Annotated in this window: 18 protein-coding genes; 9 read left to right on the plus strand and 9 right to left on the minus strand. The window is 58.7% G+C overall.

Translation table 11 applies throughout. From position 1 onward, the window contains the following. Window positions 1-677: 677 nt before the first annotated feature. Genes fruA through fruB form a run of 3 tightly spaced genes read right to left on the minus strand, consistent with a single transcriptional unit; the run spans window position 678 to window position 4,503 of the window. Window positions 678-2,402: a PTS fructose transporter subunit IIBC gene (fruA, locus tag OKC43_RS09090; RefSeq protein ID WP_236271472.1), complete on the minus strand. Its 1,725-nt coding sequence runs from the start codon at window positions 2,400-2,402 to the stop codon at window positions 678-680. Beyond that, window positions 2,399-3,388: a 1-phosphofructokinase gene (gene pfkB / locus OKC43_RS09095; RefSeq protein ID WP_236271473.1), complete on the minus strand. Its 990-nt coding sequence runs from the start codon at window positions 3,386-3,388 to the stop codon at window positions 2,399-2,401. Before pfkB ends, fruA begins: the two co-directional genes overlap by 4 nt. Then, window positions 3,388-4,503, minus strand: coding sequence for a fused PTS fructose transporter subunit IIA/HPr protein (gene fruB, locus OKC43_RS09100; protein WP_270658597.1), 1,116 nt, complete (start codon window positions 4,501-4,503; stop codon window positions 3,388-3,390). Before fruB ends, pfkB begins: the two co-directional genes overlap by 1 nt. 296 nt (window positions 4,504-4,799) lie before the next feature. Between fruB and cra the strand changes: the two genes are divergently transcribed. The 5 genes from cra (at window position 4,800) to OKC43_RS09125 (ending at window position 9,509) form a co-directional block, all read left to right on the plus strand. Next, complete coding sequence (gene cra / locus OKC43_RS09105; protein ID WP_021230150.1) at window positions 4,800-5,786, plus strand: catabolite repressor/activator; 987 nt, start codon at window positions 4,800-4,802, stop codon at window positions 5,784-5,786. A gap of 559 nt (window positions 5,787-6,345) precedes the next feature. Then, window positions 6,346-7,539, plus strand: a complete 1,194-nt coding sequence (locus tag OKC43_RS09110; protein WP_270658599.1) for an aromatic amino acid transport family protein — start codon at window positions 6,346-6,348, stop codon at window positions 7,537-7,539. 253 nt (window positions 7,540-7,792) lie between these two features. Further along, window positions 7,793-8,350, plus strand: a complete 558-nt coding sequence (locus OKC43_RS09115; protein ID WP_267511758.1) for a hypothetical protein — start codon at window positions 7,793-7,795, stop codon at window positions 8,348-8,350. A 220-nt stretch (window positions 8,351-8,570) separates the two neighbouring features. Beyond that, complete coding sequence (locus OKC43_RS09120; RefSeq protein ID WP_270658601.1) at window positions 8,571-8,834, plus strand: hypothetical protein; 264 nt, start codon at window positions 8,571-8,573, stop codon at window positions 8,832-8,834. A gap of 24 nt (window positions 8,835-8,858) precedes the next feature. After that, the gene (locus tag OKC43_RS09125; RefSeq protein WP_270658602.1) at window positions 8,859-9,509 is read left to right on the plus strand and encodes a hypothetical protein; all 651 of its coding nucleotides are present in this window, start codon (window positions 8,859-8,861) and stop codon (window positions 9,507-9,509) included. 119 nt (window positions 9,510-9,628) lie between these two features. Here OKC43_RS09125 and OKC43_RS09130 read toward each other — a convergent pair whose 3' ends face one another. Then, on the minus strand, window positions 9,629-11,029 hold the full coding sequence (locus tag OKC43_RS09130) for a DEAD/DEAH box helicase (protein ID WP_270658603.1): 1,401 nt from the start codon (window positions 11,027-11,029) through the stop codon (window positions 9,629-9,631). Between the two features lie 348 nt (window positions 11,030-11,377). Here OKC43_RS09130 and OKC43_RS09135 point away from each other — a divergent pair, with 348 nt between their 5' ends. Next, window positions 11,378-12,208 (plus strand): substrate-binding periplasmic protein, encoded by an 831-nt coding sequence (locus tag OKC43_RS09135; RefSeq protein ID WP_236271481.1) that lies wholly within the window; start codon window positions 11,378-11,380, stop codon window positions 12,206-12,208. Window positions 12,209-12,319: 111 nt separating this feature from the next. Here OKC43_RS09135 and aroC read toward each other — a convergent pair whose 3' ends face one another. Together aroC and prmB are read right to left on the minus strand one after the other, a co-directional pair. Beyond that, on the minus strand, window positions 12,320-13,408 hold the full coding sequence (aroC, locus tag OKC43_RS09140) for a chorismate synthase (protein ID WP_236271482.1): 1,089 nt from the start codon (window positions 13,406-13,408) through the stop codon (window positions 12,320-12,322). 12 nt (window positions 13,409-13,420) lie between these two features. Further along, window positions 13,421-14,356: a 50S ribosomal protein L3 N(5)-glutamine methyltransferase gene (gene prmB, locus OKC43_RS09145; protein WP_236271483.1), complete on the minus strand. Its 936-nt coding sequence runs from the start codon at window positions 14,354-14,356 to the stop codon at window positions 13,421-13,423. Between the two features lie 82 nt (window positions 14,357-14,438). Between prmB and smrB the strand changes: the two genes are divergently transcribed. Together smrB and OKC43_RS09155 are read left to right on the plus strand one after the other, a co-directional pair. Beyond that, on the plus strand, window positions 14,439-14,963 hold the full coding sequence (gene smrB, locus OKC43_RS09150) for an endonuclease SmrB (protein WP_005333198.1): 525 nt from the start codon (window positions 14,439-14,441) through the stop codon (window positions 14,961-14,963). 57 nt (window positions 14,964-15,020) lie between these two features. Then, a complete protein-coding gene (locus tag OKC43_RS09155; RefSeq protein ID WP_236271484.1) occupies window positions 15,021-16,316 on the plus strand; it encodes a sensor domain-containing diguanylate cyclase in 1,296 nt (431 codons plus the stop codon). Between the two features lie 131 nt (window positions 16,317-16,447). Here the strand turns inward: OKC43_RS09155 and OKC43_RS09160 are convergent, their stop codons facing one another. The 3 genes from OKC43_RS09160 to OKC43_RS09170 form a co-directional block, all read right to left on the minus strand. Next, window positions 16,448-17,056, minus strand: a complete 609-nt coding sequence (locus tag OKC43_RS09160; protein WP_236271485.1) for a histidine phosphatase family protein — start codon at window positions 17,054-17,056, stop codon at window positions 16,448-16,450. A gap of 593 nt (window positions 17,057-17,649) precedes the next feature. Continuing rightward, window positions 17,650-19,113 (minus strand): chitinase, encoded by a 1,464-nt coding sequence (locus OKC43_RS09165; RefSeq protein ID WP_270804009.1) that lies wholly within the window; start codon window positions 19,111-19,113, stop codon window positions 17,650-17,652. A gap of 306 nt (window positions 19,114-19,419) precedes the next feature. Further along, entirely contained in the window at window positions 19,420-20,640 is a 1,221-nt protein-coding gene (locus tag OKC43_RS09170; protein ID WP_236271487.1) for a methyltransferase, read from the minus strand. A 183-nt stretch (window positions 20,641-20,823) separates the two neighbouring features. Between OKC43_RS09170 and OKC43_RS09175 the strand changes: the two genes are divergently transcribed. Beyond that, window positions 20,824-21,402, plus strand: coding sequence for a PhnA domain-containing protein (locus OKC43_RS09175; RefSeq protein WP_005333203.1), 579 nt, complete (start codon window positions 20,824-20,826; stop codon window positions 21,400-21,402). Window positions 21,403-21,494 lie beyond the last annotated feature (92 nt).

A 21,494-nucleotide genomic window follows, 5' to 3' on the forward strand; every position in this document is an offset into this window, starting at 1 on the left:
TCTCTTTTCCCCTGTGCACTCACAGACACATTAATACCCATGTTCTGCAAAGCAGCTTTGTCTGTTATCTCTCTATCATTGAACACTGCGCTAACTCGTGTTTACTTTTTGACGTAACAGAGAAAGTCCATTTTCTACTTCTATGTTCAGCATGATGTGAATTGAGTTTGTCTGTGTAAAATCTTGTTTGTTGGCATACAAAAAGTTGTATTTATGACGATCTACAATGGTCTGGTGTGGGGTTCAAGATCCATTTGATATGGAACCCTCTGGTTCAATGCATACTTGCCAACCAGGGCATTCGGTTGTACCGAGACCTGAATCCTCCTTTCGCAGAAATGAGGAGGTTCGACATAAAGCAAACCTGCCTCAGGTCTTGTTTAACTGATGATCAACTCAGGTTGCATCTACACAGATGCACATATAGGTAACATATAGATTTGCTTCCCGGGAACAAGCCTGCTCCCCTATCCTAGCGGCAACACAATCAATGCACGAGATATTGGTTACGGCCCTTCCCCACACAATTAAGTGTTGAAACTGAGCAAGACGCTGGCCCCAATACGCGAGACCTCAGTAACCGCTGCTCAAGGATTCTGTTTAAAAGGCATATAAAAATGCCGCCCGGCTTTGCAACCGGGCGGCATTGAACATTTTCTGTTATTGAGAACTAACTATCAGGCTGTTGCCAGCTTGGCCTGCTCTTCACCGCGCTTGAGCATGGCGTAGGAGACACCGGTCAGCAGCGAACCTGCTGCAATCGCCACGATATACATCAGGACGTTGCTGATAGCGTGCGGGATAAAGAGCACAAACAGGCCGCCGTGGGGTGCCATCAGCTCGCAGCCAAACAGCATGGAGAGCGCACCGGTCAGGGCGCCGCCGACCATGCAGGCCGGGATGACGCGCATCGGATCCTTGGCGGCAAACGGGATGGCCCCCTCGGAGATAAAGCACAGACCCAGCACGAAGGAGGCTTTGCCCGCTTCCTGCTCCGCCTTGATGAACTTGGTGCGGGCCAGGAAGGTGGCGATCCCCATCCCCAATGCCGGCACCATGCCGGCGGCCATTACCGCTGCCATCGGGGCGTAGGTTTTGGAGGCCAGCAGGCCAACCCCGAAGGCGTAGGCCGCCTTGTTGACCGGACCACCCATGTCGAAGCACATCATGGCGCCGATGATGACACCCAGCAGCACGGCGTTGGCAGAGCCCATGTTGTTGAGGAACTCGGTCATGGCATTCATGATGCCGGCTACCGGGCCACCCACCACGTAGATCATCACCAGGCCGGTAAAGAGGCTGGCAAAGAGCGGAATGATCAGGATCGGCTTGAGCGCTTCCAGGGTAGTCGGCAGGCGCACCTTGTCGCTCAGGTATTTGGCGCTGTAACCGGCCAGGAAACCGGCCACGATACCGCCAAGGAAACCGGCGCCCAGCGAGCTTGCCAGCATACCGCCGATCATGCCGGGAGCGAGACCTGGGCGGTCAGCGATGGAGTAGGCAATGTAACCGGCCAGCACCGGGATCATCAGGGCGAAGGCGGAGCCACCACCGATCTTCATCAGAGCGGCGGCTAGAGTGCCTTCCACCTTGAACGCTTCGATACCGAACACAAACGAGAGCGCGATGATAAGGCCGCCCGCCACAACCATCGGCAGCATAAAGGAGACGCCGGTCAACAGGTGCTTGTAGGGGCCGGCTTTTTCCTCTTTCTTGGGTTGGCTGGCACCGCTGTGGCGATACAGTGTCGCCTCATTCCACGCCTTGTCGAGCTCGGCGCGAGTTTTCTTGAGCGCAGCGCCCGTGCTGGTGCGGTAGACCTGCTTGCCATCGAAACGGGCCATGTCCACTTCGATATCGGTGGCGAGGAACACCAGATCGGCAGATGCAATCTCCTCGACGGTCAGGGCATTCTGGGCACCGACCGAGCCTTGAGTCTCGACGCGGATCTGATAACCCAGCTGTTTGGCCATGGTCTCCAGCGCTTCTGCCGACATAAAGGTGTGGGCCACACCGGTCGGACAGGCGGTCACCGCCACAATGCGCTTGCCAACGGCGGCCGGTTTGGCGGCAGCGGGCGCGGCTTGATGGCGATAGAGGCTGGCACCGCTGGTTGCGGCTTCCAGCAAGGCAGCCGGATCCTGCAGGGCGAGATCCATGCTGCCCTGATAGACTCGCTTGCCATCATAGGTGGCGAGATCCACCGGAGCACTGGCGACAACCAGCACCAGATCGGCGGCGGCAATCTGCTCCTTGCTCGGTACTTGGCGGGGCTGCACGCTGGAGCCGACGTCGAGGGTGAGTTCCCAGCCAGCCAGTTTGGCCTGCTGTTCTATCCGTTTTGCAGCGAGAAAGCTGGTGGCAATGCCCGCCGGGCAAGCCGTAACCAAGATTGCTTTCATTGGGCATCTCCTGAGTTTTCCATTGAGGGGGTATTGCACTGAACTGGTGCCAGCTCATCCAGAGCCTTTACGCGCACCTGCTCAAGTAAAGGGTTGAGCACATTGATATCGTCAAAGCCGACCGCGACCTGACTGACCGCCAAGGCCGAGACGGCGGTGGCCAGCCGCAGGGTCTGCTCCGGCGCCCAGCCAAGGCTGAGACCATGGGCGAGACCGGCCACCAGGGAATCGCCAGCACCCACGGTGCTGACCACCTGCATCCGCGGCGGAATGGCTTGCCAAACGGCATCTGTGGCAAACCAGATGAGGCCATCGGCGCCGTTGGAGATCACCACGTTGGGGATGCCGCTTGCCTGCAGCGCGCGGGCACACTCGGCCTGCTCGCTCAGGGTCTTGATGGGGCGGCCTGCCCACTGGCTCAGCTCCTCCAGATTGGGTTTGACCAGGGTCGGCGCCGCCTTGATCCCTTCGCTTAAGGCCGCGCCGCTGCAATCGAAGATCACCTGCTTGCCCTTGGCCTTGAGCAAGCGGATCAGATGGGCGCAGTAATCGGGGGCCACCCCTTTGGGCAGGCTGCCTGCCAGCACGAACCACTCAGCATGCGGAGCCAACTCGTCGATGGCCTGCTCCAGCGCGCTCACCTCCCCTTGCTGGATGGTGAGCCCCGGCAGGTTGAGATCGGTGACCCGACCAGACTGCTCGGAAATCTTGACGTTGATGCGGGTGCTGCCCGCGACACGGACAAAGTGATCATCCAGCGCCCGCTCTGCAAACAGGGAGACAAAGCTCTGCTCATTGTCTGCGCCCAGCCAGCCGGTCACGCCCACCTCGCGGCCCAAGTCCTTGAGCACCATGGCGACGTTGATCCCCTTGCCTGCCGCGCGCAGGTTGGCTTCGCTCACCAGATTCACCTCGCCAAGGCTCATCGCCTCGAGACGGGTGGTGAGATCAAGGGCGGGGTTGAGGGTAATGGTGACAATCTTCATCAATGCGCCCCCTCGCCAAGACCAGCGGCGATCGCCTCACCGATCCCCTTCAGGGCCGCTTCGGCATCTGCCCCTTCGGCGCGAAATGCCAGACGATGCCCGCACTTGACCCCAAGGCCGATCACCTTCATCAGGCTCTTGGCGGAGACTGCCTCGCCGGTGCCATCCAGATTGGCAACCCGGATGTCGGATTCAAACTCTTTGGCCACCTTGACCAGCATGGCGCCCGGACGGGCGTGCAGGCCGTGGGGATTGATGATGGTGAAGGTTTCGGAAAGACCGCTCGCCGGCCCAGCTTGCAGCATGGCCAGCCCCTCGCCGCCCGCTAGCGTCGCCAGCTGACCAACAGCCGCCAGTTTGGCCAGATTCTCCAGTTGCGGCAGATGGCCACTATCTGCGGCGCACAGCAGCAGCATGGCGCTGACCGGCAGCTCCCCTGCCGTGAGGGCGCTACTCGGGGTGGCCAGCACCCAACCGGTCTGGGCCGATGCTGTTTGCTGAACATTGGCCCGCGCCAGCCAGACGCCCTCACCCAGATAGGCAGGTTCGCTTGCCAGCAGGGCGCTCACCATGGCGGCATCGCCCCAGCCCGCCGATTTGGCGCGGGCGGCTGCTCCCAGCAGCAGCTGGTCGCGATCATCTGCTGGGAAGTCAGCCAGAGTCAGGTATTGCACCTCTTTGGCGGCAGTGGCGCCGGTCAGGATGTTGATGATGGTGTCGGCATCGGTGGCCTCTTTGAGCTGAGCTGCCGCCTGCTCGTCACCCAGCACATGGGTGAGCTGGCGCAAAATGCCCAGATGCTCGTCGGACTTGGCGGCGATGCCGATGGCGACGTAGGCGATCTGCCCCTCGTCCCACTCGATGCCATGAGGGAATTGGGCCACCATGACGCCGGTGCTCTTCACCAGATGACGGGTATCGGTGGTGCCGTGGGGAATGGCGATGCCGCTGCCAAGATAGGTGGCATGCTGCGCTTCACGGGCCAGCATCCCATCCACATAGCCCGCTTCCACCAGACCGGCTTCGGTCAGTTTGCCTGCCAGCAGGGCAATGGCGTCCGACTTGGTCGCCACCGACTGCCCCAGCAAGATCTGCTCTCGCGCCAACTTCAACATAGAGACTCTCCATCAGGTTCCGGCCGCGCCGGTACGTCACAATTGAACATTCGGATAACTCGCCAGCTGACAATAGACCCGAACACGGTTCACTGTGATCGGGGCCCGATTTTCAGGCCACTGGGTCTCTTCGTTGCTGACAGGCTGAATCGTTTCACTTACACTCAGACTGAATCGTTTCAGCGAATTGATCAAGTACCCACAAAGAGTGCTTTTCAATGATATGATCCCGCGCACACTTTTCGGTGCCCTCACCCGGCAGTGACCGTGGGCCTTGCAACTCAAACAGAGCCAATATGATGAAACTGGATGAAATCGCCGCCCTCGCCGGTGTCTCGCGCACCACGGCAAGCTATGTGATCAATGGCAAGGCCGACCAATACCGCATCAGTCAGGCTACCCGCGACAAGGTGATGGCCGTTGTCACCGCCCACAACTATCAGCCGGACAGCCGCGCCGCCTCCCTGCGCGGCGGCCAGACCAAGACCCTCGGCTTTATCCTGCCCGACCTTGAAAACGCCAGTTACGCCAAGCTGGCCAAACGGCTGGAACAGGGGGCCCGGGCGCAGGGCTATCAGCTGCTCATTGTCTGCTCGGAAGATGAGCCCGCTACCGAAAAAGAGCTGGCCCAGATGCTGGTGAGCCGCCATGTGGACGCCCTGCTGGTGGCCAGTTGCCTGCCCCCAGACGACCCCTTCTACGGCAAATTGCAGGCGCAAGGCAGCCAGATCCTCGCCATCGACCGGGCGATGGCCGCCGACAAGTTCGTCACCGTCGCCAGTGAAAACGAGAAAGCGAGCTTTGATCTCACCAGCTCCCTGCTCACCCCGACTCTGCGCCATATCGCCTTGATCACCGCGCTGCCGGCACTCACGATCAGTCAGGAGCGAAAAGCCGGTTTCGAGCAGGCGGTCGCCAGTCACAGCGCGGCTCGCCACCTGTGCGAGGGGGATCACTTCTCTCGCCTTGAGGGGTATCGCCTGATCAAAGATCTGCACCAGCAGCTGGGTCAACTGCCCGAAGCGCTAATCACTACCTCCTATATCCTGATGGAGGGGGTACTCGACTACCTGTTGGAGCAAGAGATCGATATGAGCCAGCTCGCCATGGCCACCTTCGGGGACGATCGGCTGCTTGACTTCCTCCCCTTTGGCATCAACTCCCTGCCCCAGCAGCACGACGCGCTGGCCAGCCAGGCGCTGGAGCTGGCGCTCAAGGCGGTGAACGGCGACTACCAGAGCGGGCTGCACTATGTGAGCCGCACCCTCAAGCGCCGCCGCTAACCTGACCGCAGCAGACCCGATTTGCTGTCAATGGGTGGGTAAAGCGAACAGATGACAATAAGGCTGCCAGGATTGGCAGCCTTATTGTTGCTCCCCCTACCCGCCCGCTTTGCTTTCTCTACCGTCTGGCCGACTAAACAACCGGCCTCCACACTCCTTTCACCCCGCAACTAAACGCCAACGCCAACACCACGACAAGGCACTCCCCCATCCGTGCTGCAACCACTTGGCTGACCTGTATCAATGAGCCCCTGCCAATCATTTTTTCGGTGCTTTTTTCTGCAATCAGCTACCGCTGTCATCATTTATTTCCACTTGTTGCCACAAGCCAGCACAAGATCCGTATAAAAGGGGTTGTTTCCGCTATTTTGATCCGCTAACGTGGCAACCATCTTTTACAACTGACAGGTTTTAGGTACAGATGTTCCCGTTCCGATATTGCTAGCCTCCGGCCCTATCACCGGAGGCACCTTCTGATAACGCCAATCGGCCCCCTCTTGTTGACGTCAATGCTGACATCGCCAGTTTGCACTGACACCGCTACGTTCGGATGGATAACATGAATACCAAAACTCTGGGTTGTACCCTGTTGATTGCCGGCACCACCATAGGTGCCGGCATGCTGGCCCTGCCGCTGGCCTCCTCCTCCCTCGGCGGCCCCGCCACCCTGATGTTGATGGTCGGCCTCTGGGCCCTAATGGCCTTCACCGCCATGCTGCAGGTGGAAGCGAGCCTTGCCACCGGCAAGTGGTACCTGCACCAACTGGCGGATCATCTACTCGGCCCCTGGGGCAAGCGCATCGCCTCCTTCTGTATCCTGATGCTGTTCTACTCGCTGGCCTCCGCCTACATCAGCGGTGGCAGCAGCCTGCTGGCACAGGCGCTGGCCGATGCGGGCATGACCCTCAGCCAGGAGCAGGCCGCCTGGGCCTTTACCCTGCTGTTTGGCGGCATGGTCTGTGTCGGCACCCGCTCGGTGGATTACCTCAACCGGCTGATGTTCACCGTCAAACTGGTGATCATGGTGGTGGTGCTGGCGTTGCTGCTGCCCCGCACTGAAGGGCAGCATCTGCTCTCGATGCCGCTGGGTCAGGGCCTGTTGCTGGCGGGCCTGCCGGTCATCTTCACCTCGTTTGGCTTTCACGGCTCCATTCCGAGCGTGATGCTCTACCTCGGTGACTGCCCAAAACAGCTGCGTCGGGTCTTTGTCTGGGGCTCCGCCCTGCCGCTGATCCTCTACGTGCTGTGGCAGGTGGCGATCCTCGGTCTGCTCGGCCAGCAAGCCCTGCTGCAAACCGGCGGCGCGCTGGACAGCCTGCTGGCCAACGTCGGCAAGCTGGTGAGCTGGCCTGCGTTTAATCAGGCGATGCACCTGTTCGCCGATCTGGCGCTCGCCACCTCTTTCCTCGGGGTGACGCTGGGGCTGTTCGACTTTATGGCCAAGGTAACCCGCCGCAAGGACAACTGGCAGGGCCGCACCCAGACCGGCCTTATCACCTTCGTGCCGCCATTGCTGTTTGCCCTCTACTTCCCGCAGGGCTTTATCATGGCGCTCGGCTACGCAGCCATTGCGCTGGCGATCCTCGCGGTACTGCTGCCGGTGGCGCTGGTGTGGCAGAGCCGCAAACAGGCGCCTGCCCACCACTACCGCGCCCCGGGTGGCGTAGTGGCGCTGGGAGTGGCCGCCGCCATGGGCGTGCTGATCGTCGGCGTCCAGATCAGCGTCAGCCTTGGAATGCTGCCAGCGCTGTAATCCCCGATACTGAATGCTCCAAATAGCCAAGCCCCGCCAATTAACTTGACGGGGCTTTTTGTTGGAAAAGAAATCAAGTTGGATACAGGCATCCGCCATTAATTAAGAGAGCGCCTCTTACCAAACAAACACCCAAACCTTCAGCTATATACCGACCTTTTTACTACCCAACCCTGAATAATCAGTTCAAAAACCGTTCATGCCCCTTCGCTACACTGCACGCTCGTTTACCGCTATCAGGAGTCTTAAAACAATGATGTTGCACCTCAAGAAGAGCACCCTTGCCCTCATCCTGCTTGCCGCCAGCGGCGCACTCAGCGCAGCCGAAATCACCAACAACAATATTACCGAAGCGGAGATCAAGGCCGCGCAGGATGGTTGGGGCGCGGCGCTCATCAAGATCAGCGATGACTATCGCGCCGGTGGGATTGAGCGCGCCAAGGCGACTGCCGAGTCGGTGCTCGACAGCGCTTATGGTTACCAGCAGGGGCCGGTGCTGTTCAAACCCACCCTGGCCGGTGGCGAGCAGACCTTTCGCACCAACCGCGAGGGGGCGCTGGCCTACTTTGTCGGCAACAACAGCGCCTATCCGGCCGATAGCGGCTTTGCCCTGAAAAACTGGCAGGGCTATCGCTATGACAATGCAGCCGTCTATATCAACGGCGACATGGCGCTGACCATGGGCAAGGTGCATCTGGTAGATCGCGACAACAAGGAAACTACAGTCGACAAGACCTGGGGTTTCAAGAAGGGGGATGATGGCAAGGTGCGTATCGTGCTGCACCACTCCTCCCTCCCTTACGAGGGGTAATGACGGGGCGCAGCCCACCATCAACACGGTCAAAATACAGCCCTGCCACCTCGGCAGGGCTGTTTGTTTTGCGCCTGCGCTTGGCCGATGGCGAGTGAGTGGATGACGGTCGTGCTAAAGCAGTTTGCTGCTACCCTCAAGGCAAGCCATTGAGATGCCGAGCAATATCGCGTCTCTGAACACCAGCTATTCGATATCATCACACAAGGAGCCAGATACCATGACCATACTGCCTGTTTACGCGGCCCTGCTCGCTCTGCTGTTTGTGTTGCTGAGCATTCGAACCATTCGCACCCGCCATAGCCGCAAGGTGGCGCTGGGGCATGGGGATGACCTTCACGGTGATCCTGGTGAGCGCGGCCCATATCCTGATCACGGCGCTGCTCCCCTGACCCGGCCGTCACTAATAGCTGGCGAAGCGGTCTGGCAGCCATCCCCATCGGCTATTCTTCACTGCACAGATAGTCGCAACAGTGCTGCTTAAACAAGCCCGATTCAGGAGTACGATATGAAGTGGATTGGCTGGTTACTGCTTGTCGGGCTGACTCCCGTTGCCCACGCAACCCCGCTAAAACTTGCGGCAGCGGTCGAACACACTGCGATATTGCGCCCTTTTATTCATGACTGGTTTGGCCGGGCCGGCATCGACTTTCAGTTGATCCCCTGCACCTATGCCCGCTGCGAAAAGTTGATTGAGGTAGACCATGCCGTCGATGGCGATATGGCCCGGATCAAGGGCTTTGATCAGACCTATCCCCACTTGCTGCAGATCGGTGCCCCCATCTCGGAGGCGGCGATTTATGGTCAGCCACGGGATAACCCGAGCTGGCCCCCTGCCGAGGGTACCGTGATTGCCTGCCTGCGTGGCATCCAGTGGTGCGAGCGCTTCCTCGGCAACTATCAGGTCATCTGGTTGAACGATGAGAAGCAAGGGCTTGCCCAACTGCATCGAGGCAAAGTGGACTGGCTCATCAAGATGCGCCCCGCCTCTCAACCTGCACTGGCGTCCCCCTGGCAGAAGATCACCAAAGAGCAGGTTTTTCTCTATCTCGATAAAAAGCACCGGGCGGAAATTGCAGCCCTGCTCAAGGTACAGCTGGCGTTTATCAATAACGGCCGCTGGCTGGCGATGCAAAAGCAATACCTCTCCGCCATCTAGCGCGCTTCTCGCAGCACCACACAGTGCCGATTACATGGCTGAAAAAACAAAAAGCCCTGCCAGATTGGCAGGGCTTTTTCAGTCAACCGCATAGCTGGGGAGTCAAACTCCCGAGCCGCTTACTGGTTGTGGGTAGAGCGACGTGGACGACGGGCCTGAGCCGGTTTGCCAGCGCCATCAGCCGGACGCTGACCACCTTGCCGCTTGGGCTTGCCACCGTTACCGGTACGGGCACCACCCGCATTGCCATTGGAGGCGGAACGACCGGCCCCCTGACGCTGGCCTTGCCCTTGTGGACGCGGCGCACGGCGCTGCTCGCTCGGATCCCGGGGCTCTTTGCGCAGCGGCGCGCCGATACCACGGGCGATATTGTCGAGGGTCTCGCGGGAGGCTTCAAAACCGGCTACCTGCTCGCACGGGATGTTCTGCTTGGTCAGACGCTCGATGGCTTTGATCAGCTTGCCTTCATCGGCCGCGACCAGGGAGATGGCGTGACCGGCAGCACCGGCACGGCCGGTACGACCGATGCGGTGCACGTAATCTTCCGCCACGTTGGGCAACTCGAAGTTGACCACTTGCGGCAGCTTGTCGATGTCCAGACCACGGGCGGCGATGTCGGTCGCCACCAGCACCTTGACGCTACCATCCTTGAAACCGGCCAGCGCGCGAGTACGGGCACCCTGGCTCTTGTTGCCGTGGATGGCGGCGGCGCTGACGCCGTTCTTGTCGAGGGTCTCGGCAACACGGTTGGCCATGTGCTTGGTACGGGTGAACACCAGTACCTGCTGCCAGTTGTTGCTGGTGACCAGATGACTCAGCAGCGCGATCTTGTTGGCCTTGTCGCACGGATGCACCAGCTGCTCGATACGCTCGGCAGTGCTGTTGCGCGGGGCGACTTCGATCACCGCCGGGTTATCCAGCAGACCGGTGGCCAGTTCGCGGATCTCGTCGGCGAAGGTGGCGGAGAAGAGCAGGTTCTGACGCTTCTTCGGCATCAGAGCCAGGATGCGGCGGATGTCGCGGATAAAGCCCATGTCGAGCATGCGATCAGCTTCGTCCAGTACCAGGATCTCCACCTCGTCGAACTTGACGGCGTTCTGGTTGTAAAGATCCATCAGGCGGCCAGGACAGGCCACCAGCACGTCCAGACCACGGCGAGTCGCCATCATCTGCGGATTGATGCTGACGCCGCCGAAGACCACGTGGCTGCGCATCGGCAGGTGTTTGCCGTAGTTACGCACGCTCTCGCCCACCTGGGCCGCCAGCTCGCGAGTCGGGGTCAGCACCAGCGCACGAATGCGGTTCGGAGAAACCTTGCGCTTGCTCTCCATCAGACGTTGCAGCATCGGCAGGGTAAAGCCTGCGGTCTTGCCGGTCCCTGTTTGGGCCGCCGCCATCAGATCGCGGCCAGCCAGAACGGCGGGGATCGCTTGCTGCTGAATGGGAGACGGGGTGTCGTAGCCTTGTTCGGCAACGGCACGCAACAAGGGTTCGGCCAGACCGAGGGAAGTAAAACTCATAATTACCTGCTAGAGATAGGGGCGCCGGGGATTTGTGGTGGGGCTCCTCTGCTGAGCCGATGCCATCTCACAAGATCTGGGCCTATTGAGAAAACAACGATTTCCCCGGGGAGCAGAGCAAAGGGGAAAGAATAGAGGCGCAGTCTAACGGAGTTGCCCGGGATAAACGAGAAAAATGTGATGCTCCTCCCAGCACGAACAGAAAATCCCCCTTCTGCCCCCCGAATAATCCCGTTGATTGATGTAGCACGCACCACACTATTAACTGGCAACACAATATCTGCCCTCGCAGGCATGGCTCGCGGGGCAAAAGCACGGGATAGAAGAACACAATAACGAGGTTTAGCTATGACCACGCCATATCGTCCCCGCGGCAGCTGGCAGGCAAGGATTGGCCTGCTGCTTCTGCTGCTAAGCCCTGCGCTGCAGGCCAGTCAGACCCTGACCGTGGCCTGGAGTCACTGGCCCCCCTTCAGCCAAATCAACAACCGGGGTGAGCTGGATGGGCTGGATGTCAGCCTGACCAGCCAGATCCTCACCCAGGCGGGCTTTGCCCCCAAGTTTCGCGAGCTTCCCTGGGCGCGGGCACTGCATCTGGTAGAACACGATCAGCTGGATGTGGCGATGGCCGCCCTCCCTCTGCCGGAGCGCCAGAGCTATGCCCGCTTCTCGACCCCCTACCGCCAGAGTGCCTATGTGCTGCTGAGCAATGACCCGATTCCCGGCCATCAGGATCGCTGGGCGCAGCTCGATAATCTGCCAGCGTTGTGCAACGAGAAAGGGCTCAAGATAGGCAAATTGCGCGGCACTCGCCCCATGCATCAGATGGATAGCTGCCCGGCGCTTAAAATGGCGACCGAATACAACGCCGATGAGCGGATGATCGATCTGCTGCTGGCTCGCCGCCTCGATGGCATCATCATGGAGTGGCAATATGCCCGCTACCGGCTGGCCCAGCTGGGGGCCGAAGAGTTTATCAGCTGCCAGCTGTTGCTACACCACCAGCCGGTCAGTCTGATGTTTGCCAAAAACAGCGTGAGCGAAGAACAGATCCTCAAAGTCAACGAGGCCATTCATGCCTTGCCCAAACCCCACAACAAGTTCTCGCCCCCCAGGTGTCGCCTCAATGCCGATCCGGGCGCCGCGGATCTGCTGACCCGCACTCTCCGCAAGCATTGACGGAATAAGCCGCCACCTGAAATAGCAAAGGCGACCCGAAGGTCGCCTTTTTGGTATTGTCGAGCTTGTTCCCCGAATAGGGAGCAATCAGTCGATGAGCAGCAACAGCGATCAGCGCAGCTGCGGCGTCTGGGTCAACACCCCCTGATTCTGGGCACGATGGCGCAGCAGGTGATCCATCAACACCAGCGCCAGCATGGCTTCGGCGATGGGCACGGCGCGAATGCCGACACAAGGATCGTGACGACCCTTGGTGATCATCTCGATTGCCTCGCCTTCGGTATTGATGGTCTTGCCTGGCACCGTAATGCTGGAGGTGGGCTTGAGCGCCATGCTCACCACGATATCCTGACCTGACGAAATACCGCCCAGAATGCCGCCCGCATGGTTGCTGGCAAAGCCCGCCGGGGTCATCTCGTCGCGATGCTCGGAGCCTTTTTGCTCCACTACCGCAAAGCCGTCACCGATCTCCACCCCTTTCACCGCATTGATACCCATCATGGCATGGGCGATATCGGCGTCGAGGCGATCAAACACCGGCTCACCCAGGCCCACCGGCACATTGCGCGCAATGACCTGCACCTTGGCACCGATACTGTTGCCCTCTTTTTTCAGGTCGCGCATGTATTGATCCAGTTCTTCCAGCTTGCCCGCATCGGGGAAGAAGAAGGGATTCTGCTCGATCTGCGCCGCGTCAAACGCCTCGGCCTTGATGGGGCCGAGCTGGGAGAGAAAACCGGTGATCTCGATGCCATGCACCTGTTTGAGGTACTTCTTGGCGATCGCCCCCGCAGCTACCCGCATCGCGGTCTCGCGTGCCGAGGAGCGACCACCACCACGATAGTCCCGCTGACCATACTTCTGGTGGTAGGTGTAGTCAGCGTGACCCGGCCGGAACAGATCCTTGATGTCGGAGTAATCCTTGGAGCGCTGATCGGTGTTCTCGATGAGCAGCCCGATGGAGGTGCCGGTGGTCTTGCCCTCGAACACCCCGGAGAGGATCTTCACCTCGTCCGGCTCGCGGCGCGGCGTGGTGTAGCGGGAAGTGCCCGGCTTGCGCCGATCCAGATCCCCCTGCAGATCCGCCTCGCAGATCTCCAGCCCAGGTGGGCAGCCATCAACCACGGCGCCCAGCGCTAGGCCGTGGCTCTCGCCAAAGGTAGTGACCCGAAAGAGTTGACCAAAACTGTTCCCTGCCATGCGCGCTCCTGCTTAGTTCTTGTAGATGGCGAAATGATCCTGATACTGCACCAGCTCGTCACGGGTCATCACAAAGACGCCGTGACCGCCGTTTTCGAATTCAACCCAGGTAAAGGGGATCTCGGGGAACTGGGCTTCCAGATGGATCATGCTGTTGCCCACTTCGACCACCAGCACGCCGTTATCCTTGAGGAAATCTGCTGCATGGGCCAGCAAACGCTTGGTCAGCTTGAGACCATCGGAGCCGGACGCCAGCGCCAGCTCGGGCTCGTGACGGAACTCGTCCGGCAGATCCGACATATCTTCGGAGTCCACATAGGGCGGATTGGAGACGATGAGATCGTACTTGTCGCCCGCCGGCAGATCGCGGAACAGATCGGAGCGGATCGGAATGACCTGCTGCTCCAGCCCGTGATCGTTGATATTGCGCTCGGCCACGTTCAGCGCATCGATGCTGATGTCGATGGCATCCACTTCCGCTTCCGGGAACTCGTGGGCCATGATGATGGCGATACAGCCGGAGCCGGTGCACAGGTCCATGATCCGGGTCGGTTCATGTTTGAGGAAGGGCGCGAAACGGCTGGCCACCATCTCCGCAATGGGGGAACGGGGAATGAGCACCCGCTCGTCCACGTAGAACTCCCAACCGGCATACCAGGCCTTGTTGGTCAGATAGGCGGCCGGTACCCGCTCCTGTACGCGGCGGATAATCAGCTCGGCGATACGGTGACGCTCGCTGCTGGTGAGACGGGAGTGGCGCATGGCCGGGTCTACATCCGGTGGCAGATGTAACGCGGGCAGTACCAGCTGCACAGCTTCATCCCAGGCGTTGTCGGTTCCATGACCGTAAAAAATCCCGGCGTCGTTGAAACGACTCATGGCCCAACGCAACATGTCCTGGATGGTGTGCATCTCGGCAACCACCTCATCGATAAATATCTTGTCCAAATCCACCTCCAAGTCGAGTAATATCCGGCCCGAGCCCCGTTTACGTTGCGGGCAAGACGCATACCTAATACATGAGCATCTGATGAAAAAAACGCCCTCACCGACAGACGAGGAAACCCTGCTGTTCCGCGATGCGATAAAAGGTACCCGGAAAATCAAGCAAGATACCATAAGGGCCGAGTTACGCCCGGTCAAGCAGAAACGCGAATTGCGCGAAACCCGCGAAAAGCTTGGGGTTGACCACTATTTCAGCGATGAGTATCAGCCCCATCTCGACGATGATGGGCCGACCCGTTATGTGCGGGAAGATGTGTCAAAATTTGAGCTGAAAAAGCTCAAGCGGGGCATTTATCCGCCGGAGATCTACCTGGATCTGCACGGCATGAACCAGCAGCAGGCAAAACAGGAGCTGGCCGCCCTGCTCACCCTCTGCCAGAAAGAGAACATTCACGTCGCCTCGGTGATGCACGGCATCGGCAAACATATTCTCAAGCAGCGCATTCCCAGCTGGCTGGCCCAGCACCCCAATGTGCGCGCCTTCCATCAGGCTCCCCGCGAATGGGGCGGCGACAGTGCCATTCTGGTGTTGCTGGATATCGAAGAGTAGTTAGCCAAACGACCACACTATACTGAATATCAATATGTTATTCGCCGTGGAGGTCGCATGTTTACACAGGGTTCCCATGCCGACATAAAGTCATCTCTCGACGCCATCGGCGCTGCCGTGGCGGTGTTCAGCCTCGACAAGGATGATCACTTTGTGCTGGTCTCTGCCAACGATACCTTTGCCAAGGCGTTCGAGCTGGATGTCCTTGGCAGCATTGGCAAACAGCTGAGCGAGATGTTTCCCCGCTACATCACCAATACCATCGAGCCGCCAATGCACGAATGTGTGCGCATGCAGACCGGGCTCGAGAGCGAGCTGCCCATCGACAGCCTCTCGCGCACCAGTTGGTGGCGCTTTATTCTCTCCCCCATCATCCCCGAGCAGGCACGGATCAACCGGATCATCGTGACCGCCATCGATATCACTGCCAAAAAGCAGCTGGAAGAGGCGCTCACCAGCAGTCGCCGTCGCTTCGAAGCGGTGGTCAACTCCGCCTATGACGGCATCATCAGTGTCAGCAGCGAGTCACGCATCGAGCTTATCAATACCGCCGCCTGCGAGATGTTCGGCATCGACGAAAGCTATCTCGGCAAGCGGCTGGAAACCCTGCTTCCTCAGCGTTTTCGCGCCAATCACGAAACCTATTTCAAAGCCTTCAGCAGCTCCCCCATCAATTCGCGCCCGATGCACGCCCGCGCCTCGGTGATGGGTCTGCGCCGCGACGGCAGCGAATTTCCGCTGGAGGTGACCATCGCCAAGATCAATCTGGGCCCGACCACCGAGATGACCGCCATCTTGCGGGATATCTCTGAGCGAGCCCGACTGGTGGAGGAGTTGAAGGTCGCCGCCACCACGGATCCTCTCACCGGCATTGCCAACCGGCGCCGGTTCAACGAGCTGGTCAACGCCGAGATGCAACGCTGCCAGCGTTTTGGCCATACCATGAGCCTGCTGCTGATCGATATCGACCACTTCAAGGAAGTCAACGACACCTTTGGCCATCAACAGGGGGATCTGGCGATCCTGAGTCTGGTGAAACGGATCAGCAAACAACTGCGGGAGGTGGACATGCTGGGTCGCTGGGGTGGTGAGGAGTTTATCGTACTGCTACCGGAAACCTCCCTCGAGCTCGCCTGGGCCAGCGCCGAGCGGATCAGGCTAGCCATCGAATCCCAGCACCATGCACTGGAGGGGGCTCTTGAGATCTCCCTCACCATCAGTATCGGGATCAGCGCCAGCAAGGGCACCCATGACACTGTAGAGAAGATGGTTAGACGAGCCGACACCGCCCTCTATCTGGCCAAAAAGCAGGGGCGCAACTGCTGCCGCAAAGAGGAACCTGAGCCGACCTGATGGCGTACGCCCCTGCTCTCTGGTGACACTGCTAACCTGTGCCGCGGAGATAGCCAACCGCAACGAATACAAAAGACAGCGCTACTCTTTTCGGTAGCGCTGCTTTTTTCGTTTTGCCTTTGGTGCACTTTTCAATCACAACCATCAAGGGGACGGCTAAAGCGCAGTGGGCCGCCATCAGCCAGAGAGAGCCTCACCGACAGCATACCGCCGTTGGGCAATTGCCATTCGAAGAAGTCATCAAAACCGGCAATCGTTACGGCGCGGATCACCTTGGCGACCACACCGTACGCCACCAGCAGTATCCGCTCCCCTTGCATTGTCGAAACAAGTTCCGTGAGTCCCTGCGAGACCCGAGCAATCACCTCATCAATTGTTTCACCACCGGGAGGAGCTTCAGCCCAGCGCCGGGTGATATTGCGCGCCCACAGCTCGGGATAGCGTGTTCTTGCCTCTACCTGCGTCAGTCCTTCAAACAGGCCGACATCACGCTCACGAAAGGCAGGCACAAGCTCCACAGGCAATCCCAACTGACGAGACAAGATGGCTGCACTCTCCCTTGTTCGCAGCAGGGGGGACGCCAGCAGCCGATCGAACGGGGCCTGAGTGGCCACTACCTCGTCAGCCAATCGGGCAATGTGCCTCTGGCCACTCTCATTAAGCCCGATATCCAGTGCACCCTGATACCGTCCTTCCGCATTGGCTTGCGTCTCGCCATGGCGGATCACCACCAGTTCCATGGTGCACTCCTCTTTCCTGCTATCTGCTTAGTGATTAAACCGCATACGACTTCCCATTCGGATAACGAGACGACAATCCCCATTCATCTGCGCACCTTAACTATTATTTTAAATCGAGCAAGATTACCTCGCTCGCAATAAAAAACATCCGCCGAACTACATACTCTCATCCGTAAACGAATAGATACACATGACTTTTACATCCAATATGTTCATTTTTCTCTCTGTGAAATAAATGTCACCAAGGTGATACCATGAATTGATAGATGAGAAGAATAAACACCCTCATCATAAATACGAGAAGGATAGCGTCATGGGTGTGCTCTGCGAACCCATCGTTTAGCAAAACATCACTCAACGCTTTTTAATATTGCTTAGCAGCAAGGTTAAAACATTAAATCCAGCCATCAATAAATTTGATGTGGGCTGTTTACATCACTTTAAGCGGGAAATAAACGTTGGCCAAAAAATACAGCTACCCCTCCAGAGAGATGGATCTCTTTTTAATCTCTGCCACATATTATCCCCCAGCTCAAAAAATATATTAAAAGGGGGCTAAGCCCCCTCTCCTTATCAATGGATGGACTGTCTCTTTATTGGGTCGTCACCAACGCCCAGGGGCCACCTTTGGCGGGATCATCCCCTTGCGTCCACCATTTGGCCTGATAGACGGCGCCCTTGTAGCTCACCTTGTTGCCCGCGGTATAGACCTTGCTGGCCTCCCAGGCAGGCTGGCCATCAATGGGCGGGTCAACCGGATCGACCGGGGCAGGATCGAGCTTGGCGACGATCCGCACTTTCGGCCAGTTGGCGTGGGAACCGTAGAAGTTGGTCACGCACTTCTCGTAATCACCCGGCACCAGCGCAGAATAAGCGGTCTGGAAGCCCACCAGCTCACACTCGAAGGAGTAACCGCCCGGGCGATCAGGATAGTACTTCCAGTTGCCATCCCAGTTGGTGTAGAGCACGTCGGTAGCGCCGTTGAGATTGAGGCTGCCATAGGGAGTCTGCTGCCAGCAGGTGTTCTTCTCATCCGCCTTGACCGGGATCTGGTAGTGGTTGGCCAGCCCTTCCCAGTAGCGGATGCGATTGACCGGCTGCCCCTTGTCCTTGTTCTGTTCACCACACTCGATACCGCCGTTGATGACGTTGATGGTGGTACCGAAGCCATAGCCGATACCGGCGTCAGCTTCCCGTTTGGAGGGTACCCAGGTGCGATCAATCACGTGCAGCATGGCCGGTTTCGGGGCCTGCGGGGTGAGGAAGAACCAGATGGCAGAAGCGAGGTTGAGCCAGGAGTCCGCCACCAGCCCCGGGTTGTTGAGCAGCACTGAGGCATCGCCATCAAACATCGCCTCGGAGAAGGCCCCGTAGTTGAAGTGGTAAGAAAGCTGCTTGGCGCCGCGGCCAAAGTAACCTTGTCCGGTACTGCAGGGCCACTTCTTGTTCTGCCAGTCGTTCTGGCCACAGCCGGTGGTATAACCGGTCTGTCCCTCTGACCAGCCCATCTCCCGCACATGCACCAGCGCCTGTTGCCACTCCTCCAGCCCCAGCGGGTTATCGGAGACGTTCTCCTTGGCAATATGGCCGCCGGTCTCCTGAGAGAAGTGGGCAAAGGCCGTCACAATGGATTTTTTACAGATCGCATCAGAATCGCGCCCGTCGTTATATTCGCCGCAGAACGCAGGAAATTTACCGATGGCCCGCAAGAAGCGGACATAGGTATATTCCGGCGCGGCCATCTGGGTTAAATATTCCCATTCAGATTGGGGAAATACCCGTTCAACCAGTTTTACGTTGTCAGGATTGCTTGCCAGACCCGGTTCAATGGCATCGACTATTTTATTTGACCGGGTGGCCAGTGCCTTGGCCCATATTGTATACATGGGGTTGGCCGTCTTGGCCTTTTCCACCGCGGCCAGATCCGGGGCCGCAATCACATATCCTCCCGCATTTTGTGGATCGGGTTGAATATTCATGGTTGCACTCATTACGGCATAGCTGGGCAATACGCAAGCGGCAGCGTTCAGCCAGACACAACGCTTGGGTTTGAACATGTTTATCGTCCTTGTTTGAATTAATGCGCTCCAAGAGTAGGTGTTCCAACAACTAAATTCACGATGAAAATTAAGAAATGCGCGTAATTTGTGAACCATTTCACCTTGTGATATTCAGTGCAGCTGAAACAAAGAAATAGAACCCAAACGAAAACGCCAAAGCGTGATCTTTCGCCCATTTTTAGAACAGTTGAGACGGCCAGGTGGCCTGCCATACGGTCATTGTTCGTGATGAAAAAAATGGCTGACCCGCTTCACCAGTCAGCCATCAACAATGTTCAAATAACGCTCACAAAGAGCTCGCTGTCAGGCGCGCACGGCACGGATCAGGATATTGCGCGGGGTCATGGGTTTGGCACAGAACTCCCCCACTTCGACCCGATAACCCTGCTCTTGCAAAAAGAGCGCGCGATCCAGCGCCAGCCAGATCTCGAGAGGACGGCGAAACAGATGACGCACCAGCTCCATGCGGGCGACATCACCAAAGCGACGCTCCCCGTGCTCCAACCAGGCGGGATAGTCGAGCCCGGCGGGCAGCACAATCCCTTTGCGTTCAGCAGCCCAAACGCAGAATGCCTCGAAGGTGCCGGTCAGCAGGCTCTTTTGCATATTGGGCACCGGCAGATACTCATCTATGCCACGCACCTGACGCTGCAGGCAGTCAAACCCGAGACGCCACACCACTTCCTGCTCACGCAAGCGGGCTATCCGCGCACCGCCGGTGACCGTCTCCTGTAGCGGCAACTTGAGATCCGCCTTGCTCAACACCAGCTCGCTGGAGTTGGCCGCGGCCGACAGCGGGCGATAGTGGCTGGTACGGATCAGGTGGTAACAACAGGGAGAGATAGTCACGCCGCGGGCACTGCGTTCGGCCACCCGCTCCAGCAGATGGGTGTGCAGCTCGCCGCAGGCATGGAGTGCCATAGCGTGATGTTCGGGGGCGATCAGCGCCGCCGACTCGGGGGCAAAAGCATCGGCGCAGGTAAAGGTCATATTCGCGCCATCCCGCTCGGCCAGCAGCCGACCTTCGTCACAAAGCTGCCCTTGCAACTCCAGACTGAGGATAGGAGCCTGTCGATGAAGTGACACCAGCCGCCCAAGATGCCCCTTGCCAGCACACCACTCCAGATAGGGGCCCTGATGGGCAGGCAGACAGGCGGTGAACGACTCGATCTGGGCCTGCTTGCGCCCCGGCATATGCAGCGCCATCTCCTTGCTGCAAGTGATGGGCTCAGGGGTAAACGGGGCAAGCTGGCTGAGTTGCTGCAGCTCGGCTCCCTCGGCAATCCAGGGGGCAAGCAGACTGCTGAGGGCATCCATATCCGCATCGAACTCCGCCAACTGGGTCAGCGTCAGCCCATTGAGCAACGTCGCCAGTTCGGGCACCTCATCGGCAAAGGCCATGGTCAAATGATGATATGGCTGATATTGCCACCAGCGTCGGTAGCGGGTGAGCAGTCGATCCAGTTGTTGAAAACGTTGAGCCAGCACGAATGCCCCTGCCTTGCAGTCAAAAAGGAGGCTCATTCTAGCGATCCCGCTTCAAATTGCACTCTCAATACCAAACGATCAGCGCCGCGCAACAGCACAGCCAACCTTGTGAGCTAGGGCAGACCTGACAAAGTGCGGGGTTTTATGCTATATTCCGCCCCCTCTTTCACGCGCCCCGCCCAACGCGGGTCGCTTTACACTAGCTATGGGACCAACAACATGACCATCAACGCCATTCTGCAAGCGCGCGCGGGCGCCAAGTGTGAACTGTGCAGCGCCGAGCAGGCGCTGACCGCCTTCGTGGTGCCTCACTCCCCCGCCAGCGACGATGATCACAGCGTTGCTATCTGTGACACCTGCCGTGGTCAGCTGGAACAACCGGATACCCTAGTGGTCAACCACTGGCGTTGCCTGAGTGACAGCATGTGGAGCCAGGTGCCTGCGGTGCAGGTGATGGCATGGCGCCAGCTGAAAGCTCTCTCCGGCAAGGGTGAAGTGTGGGCTCAGGATCTGCTGGACATGATGTACATGGAAGACGAAGCCAAGGCTTGGGCTGAAGCTGGTATTGCTGACGAAGATGACGACAGCGTACCGACCGTTGACTCCAACGGCGCCGTGCTGCAAGAGGGCGACTCCGTTACCCTGATCAAGGATCTGGACGTGAAAGGCGCCGGTTTCACCGCCAAGCGCGGCACCTTGGTCAAGGGCATCCGTCTGACCAACAACCCGCTTCATATCGAAGGCAAGGTCAATGGCGTGCAGATCGTACTGGTTGCTGCCTACCTGAAAAAGGCCTAAGCCTAGGGCGATTGCTCTACTGTCTGCTGCCAGAGCACAAGCACAAGCACAACGAAAAAGGATGGCGTCACGCCATCCTTTTTTATACCCGC

Source organism: Aeromonas sp. Y289-2 (genome assembly GCF_027705925.1).
Lineage (GTDB): Bacteria > Pseudomonadota > Gammaproteobacteria > Enterobacterales > Aeromonadaceae > Aeromonas > Aeromonas veronii.

What these genes read in the sequence shown, in the direction of transcription:
- fruA (WP_236271472.1), bottom strand. Translation starts at nt 2,402, where the DNA reads ATGAAAGCAATCTTGGTTACGGCTTGCCCGGCGGGCATTGCCACCAGC.
- OKC43_RS09115 (WP_267511758.1), top strand. Translation starts at nt 7,793, where the DNA reads ATGATGTTGCACCTCAAGAAGAGCACCCTTGCCCTCATCCTGCTTGCC.
- OKC43_RS09155 (WP_236271484.1), top strand. Translation starts at nt 15,021, where the DNA reads ATGTTTACACAGGGTTCCCATGCCGACATAAAGTCATCTCTCGACGCC.
- OKC43_RS09170 (WP_236271487.1), bottom strand. Translation starts at nt 20,640, where the DNA reads ATGAGCCTCCTTTTTGACTGCAAGGCAGGGGCATTCGTGCTGGCTCAA.
- OKC43_RS09130 (WP_270658603.1), bottom strand. Translation starts at nt 11,029, where the DNA reads ATGAGTTTTACTTCCCTCGGTCTGGCCGAACCCTTGTTGCGTGCCGTT.
- OKC43_RS09160 (WP_236271485.1), bottom strand. Translation starts at nt 17,056, where the DNA reads ATGGAACTGGTGGTGATCCGCCATGGCGAGACGCAAGCCAATGCGGAA.
- smrB (WP_005333198.1), top strand. Translation starts at nt 14,439, where the DNA reads ATGAAAAAAACGCCCTCACCGACAGACGAGGAAACCCTGCTGTTCCGC.
- aroC (WP_236271482.1), bottom strand. Translation starts at nt 13,408, where the DNA reads ATGGCAGGGAACAGTTTTGGTCAACTCTTTCGGGTCACTACCTTTGGC.
- OKC43_RS09175 (WP_005333203.1), top strand. Translation starts at nt 20,824, where the DNA reads ATGACCATCAACGCCATTCTGCAAGCGCGCGCGGGCGCCAAGTGTGAA.
- OKC43_RS09125 (WP_270658602.1), top strand. Translation starts at nt 8,859, where the DNA reads ATGAAGTGGATTGGCTGGTTACTGCTTGTCGGGCTGACTCCCGTTGCC.
- OKC43_RS09120 (WP_270658601.1), top strand. Translation starts at nt 8,571, where the DNA reads ATGACCATACTGCCTGTTTACGCGGCCCTGCTCGCTCTGCTGTTTGTG.
- OKC43_RS09135 (WP_236271481.1), top strand. Translation starts at nt 11,378, where the DNA reads ATGACCACGCCATATCGTCCCCGCGGCAGCTGGCAGGCAAGGATTGGC.
- cra (WP_021230150.1), top strand. Translation starts at nt 4,800, where the DNA reads ATGATGAAACTGGATGAAATCGCCGCCCTCGCCGGTGTCTCGCGCACC.
- OKC43_RS09110 (WP_270658599.1), top strand. Translation starts at nt 6,346, where the DNA reads ATGAATACCAAAACTCTGGGTTGTACCCTGTTGATTGCCGGCACCACC.
- pfkB (WP_236271473.1), bottom strand. Translation starts at nt 3,388, where the DNA reads ATGAAGATTGTCACCATTACCCTCAACCCCGCCCTTGATCTCACCACC.
- OKC43_RS09165 (WP_270804009.1), bottom strand. Translation starts at nt 19,113, where the DNA reads ATGTTCAAACCCAAGCGTTGTGTCTGGCTGAACGCTGCCGCTTGCGTA.
- fruB (WP_270658597.1), bottom strand. Translation starts at nt 4,503, where the DNA reads ATGTTGAAGTTGGCGCGAGAGCAGATCTTGCTGGGGCAGTCGGTGGCG.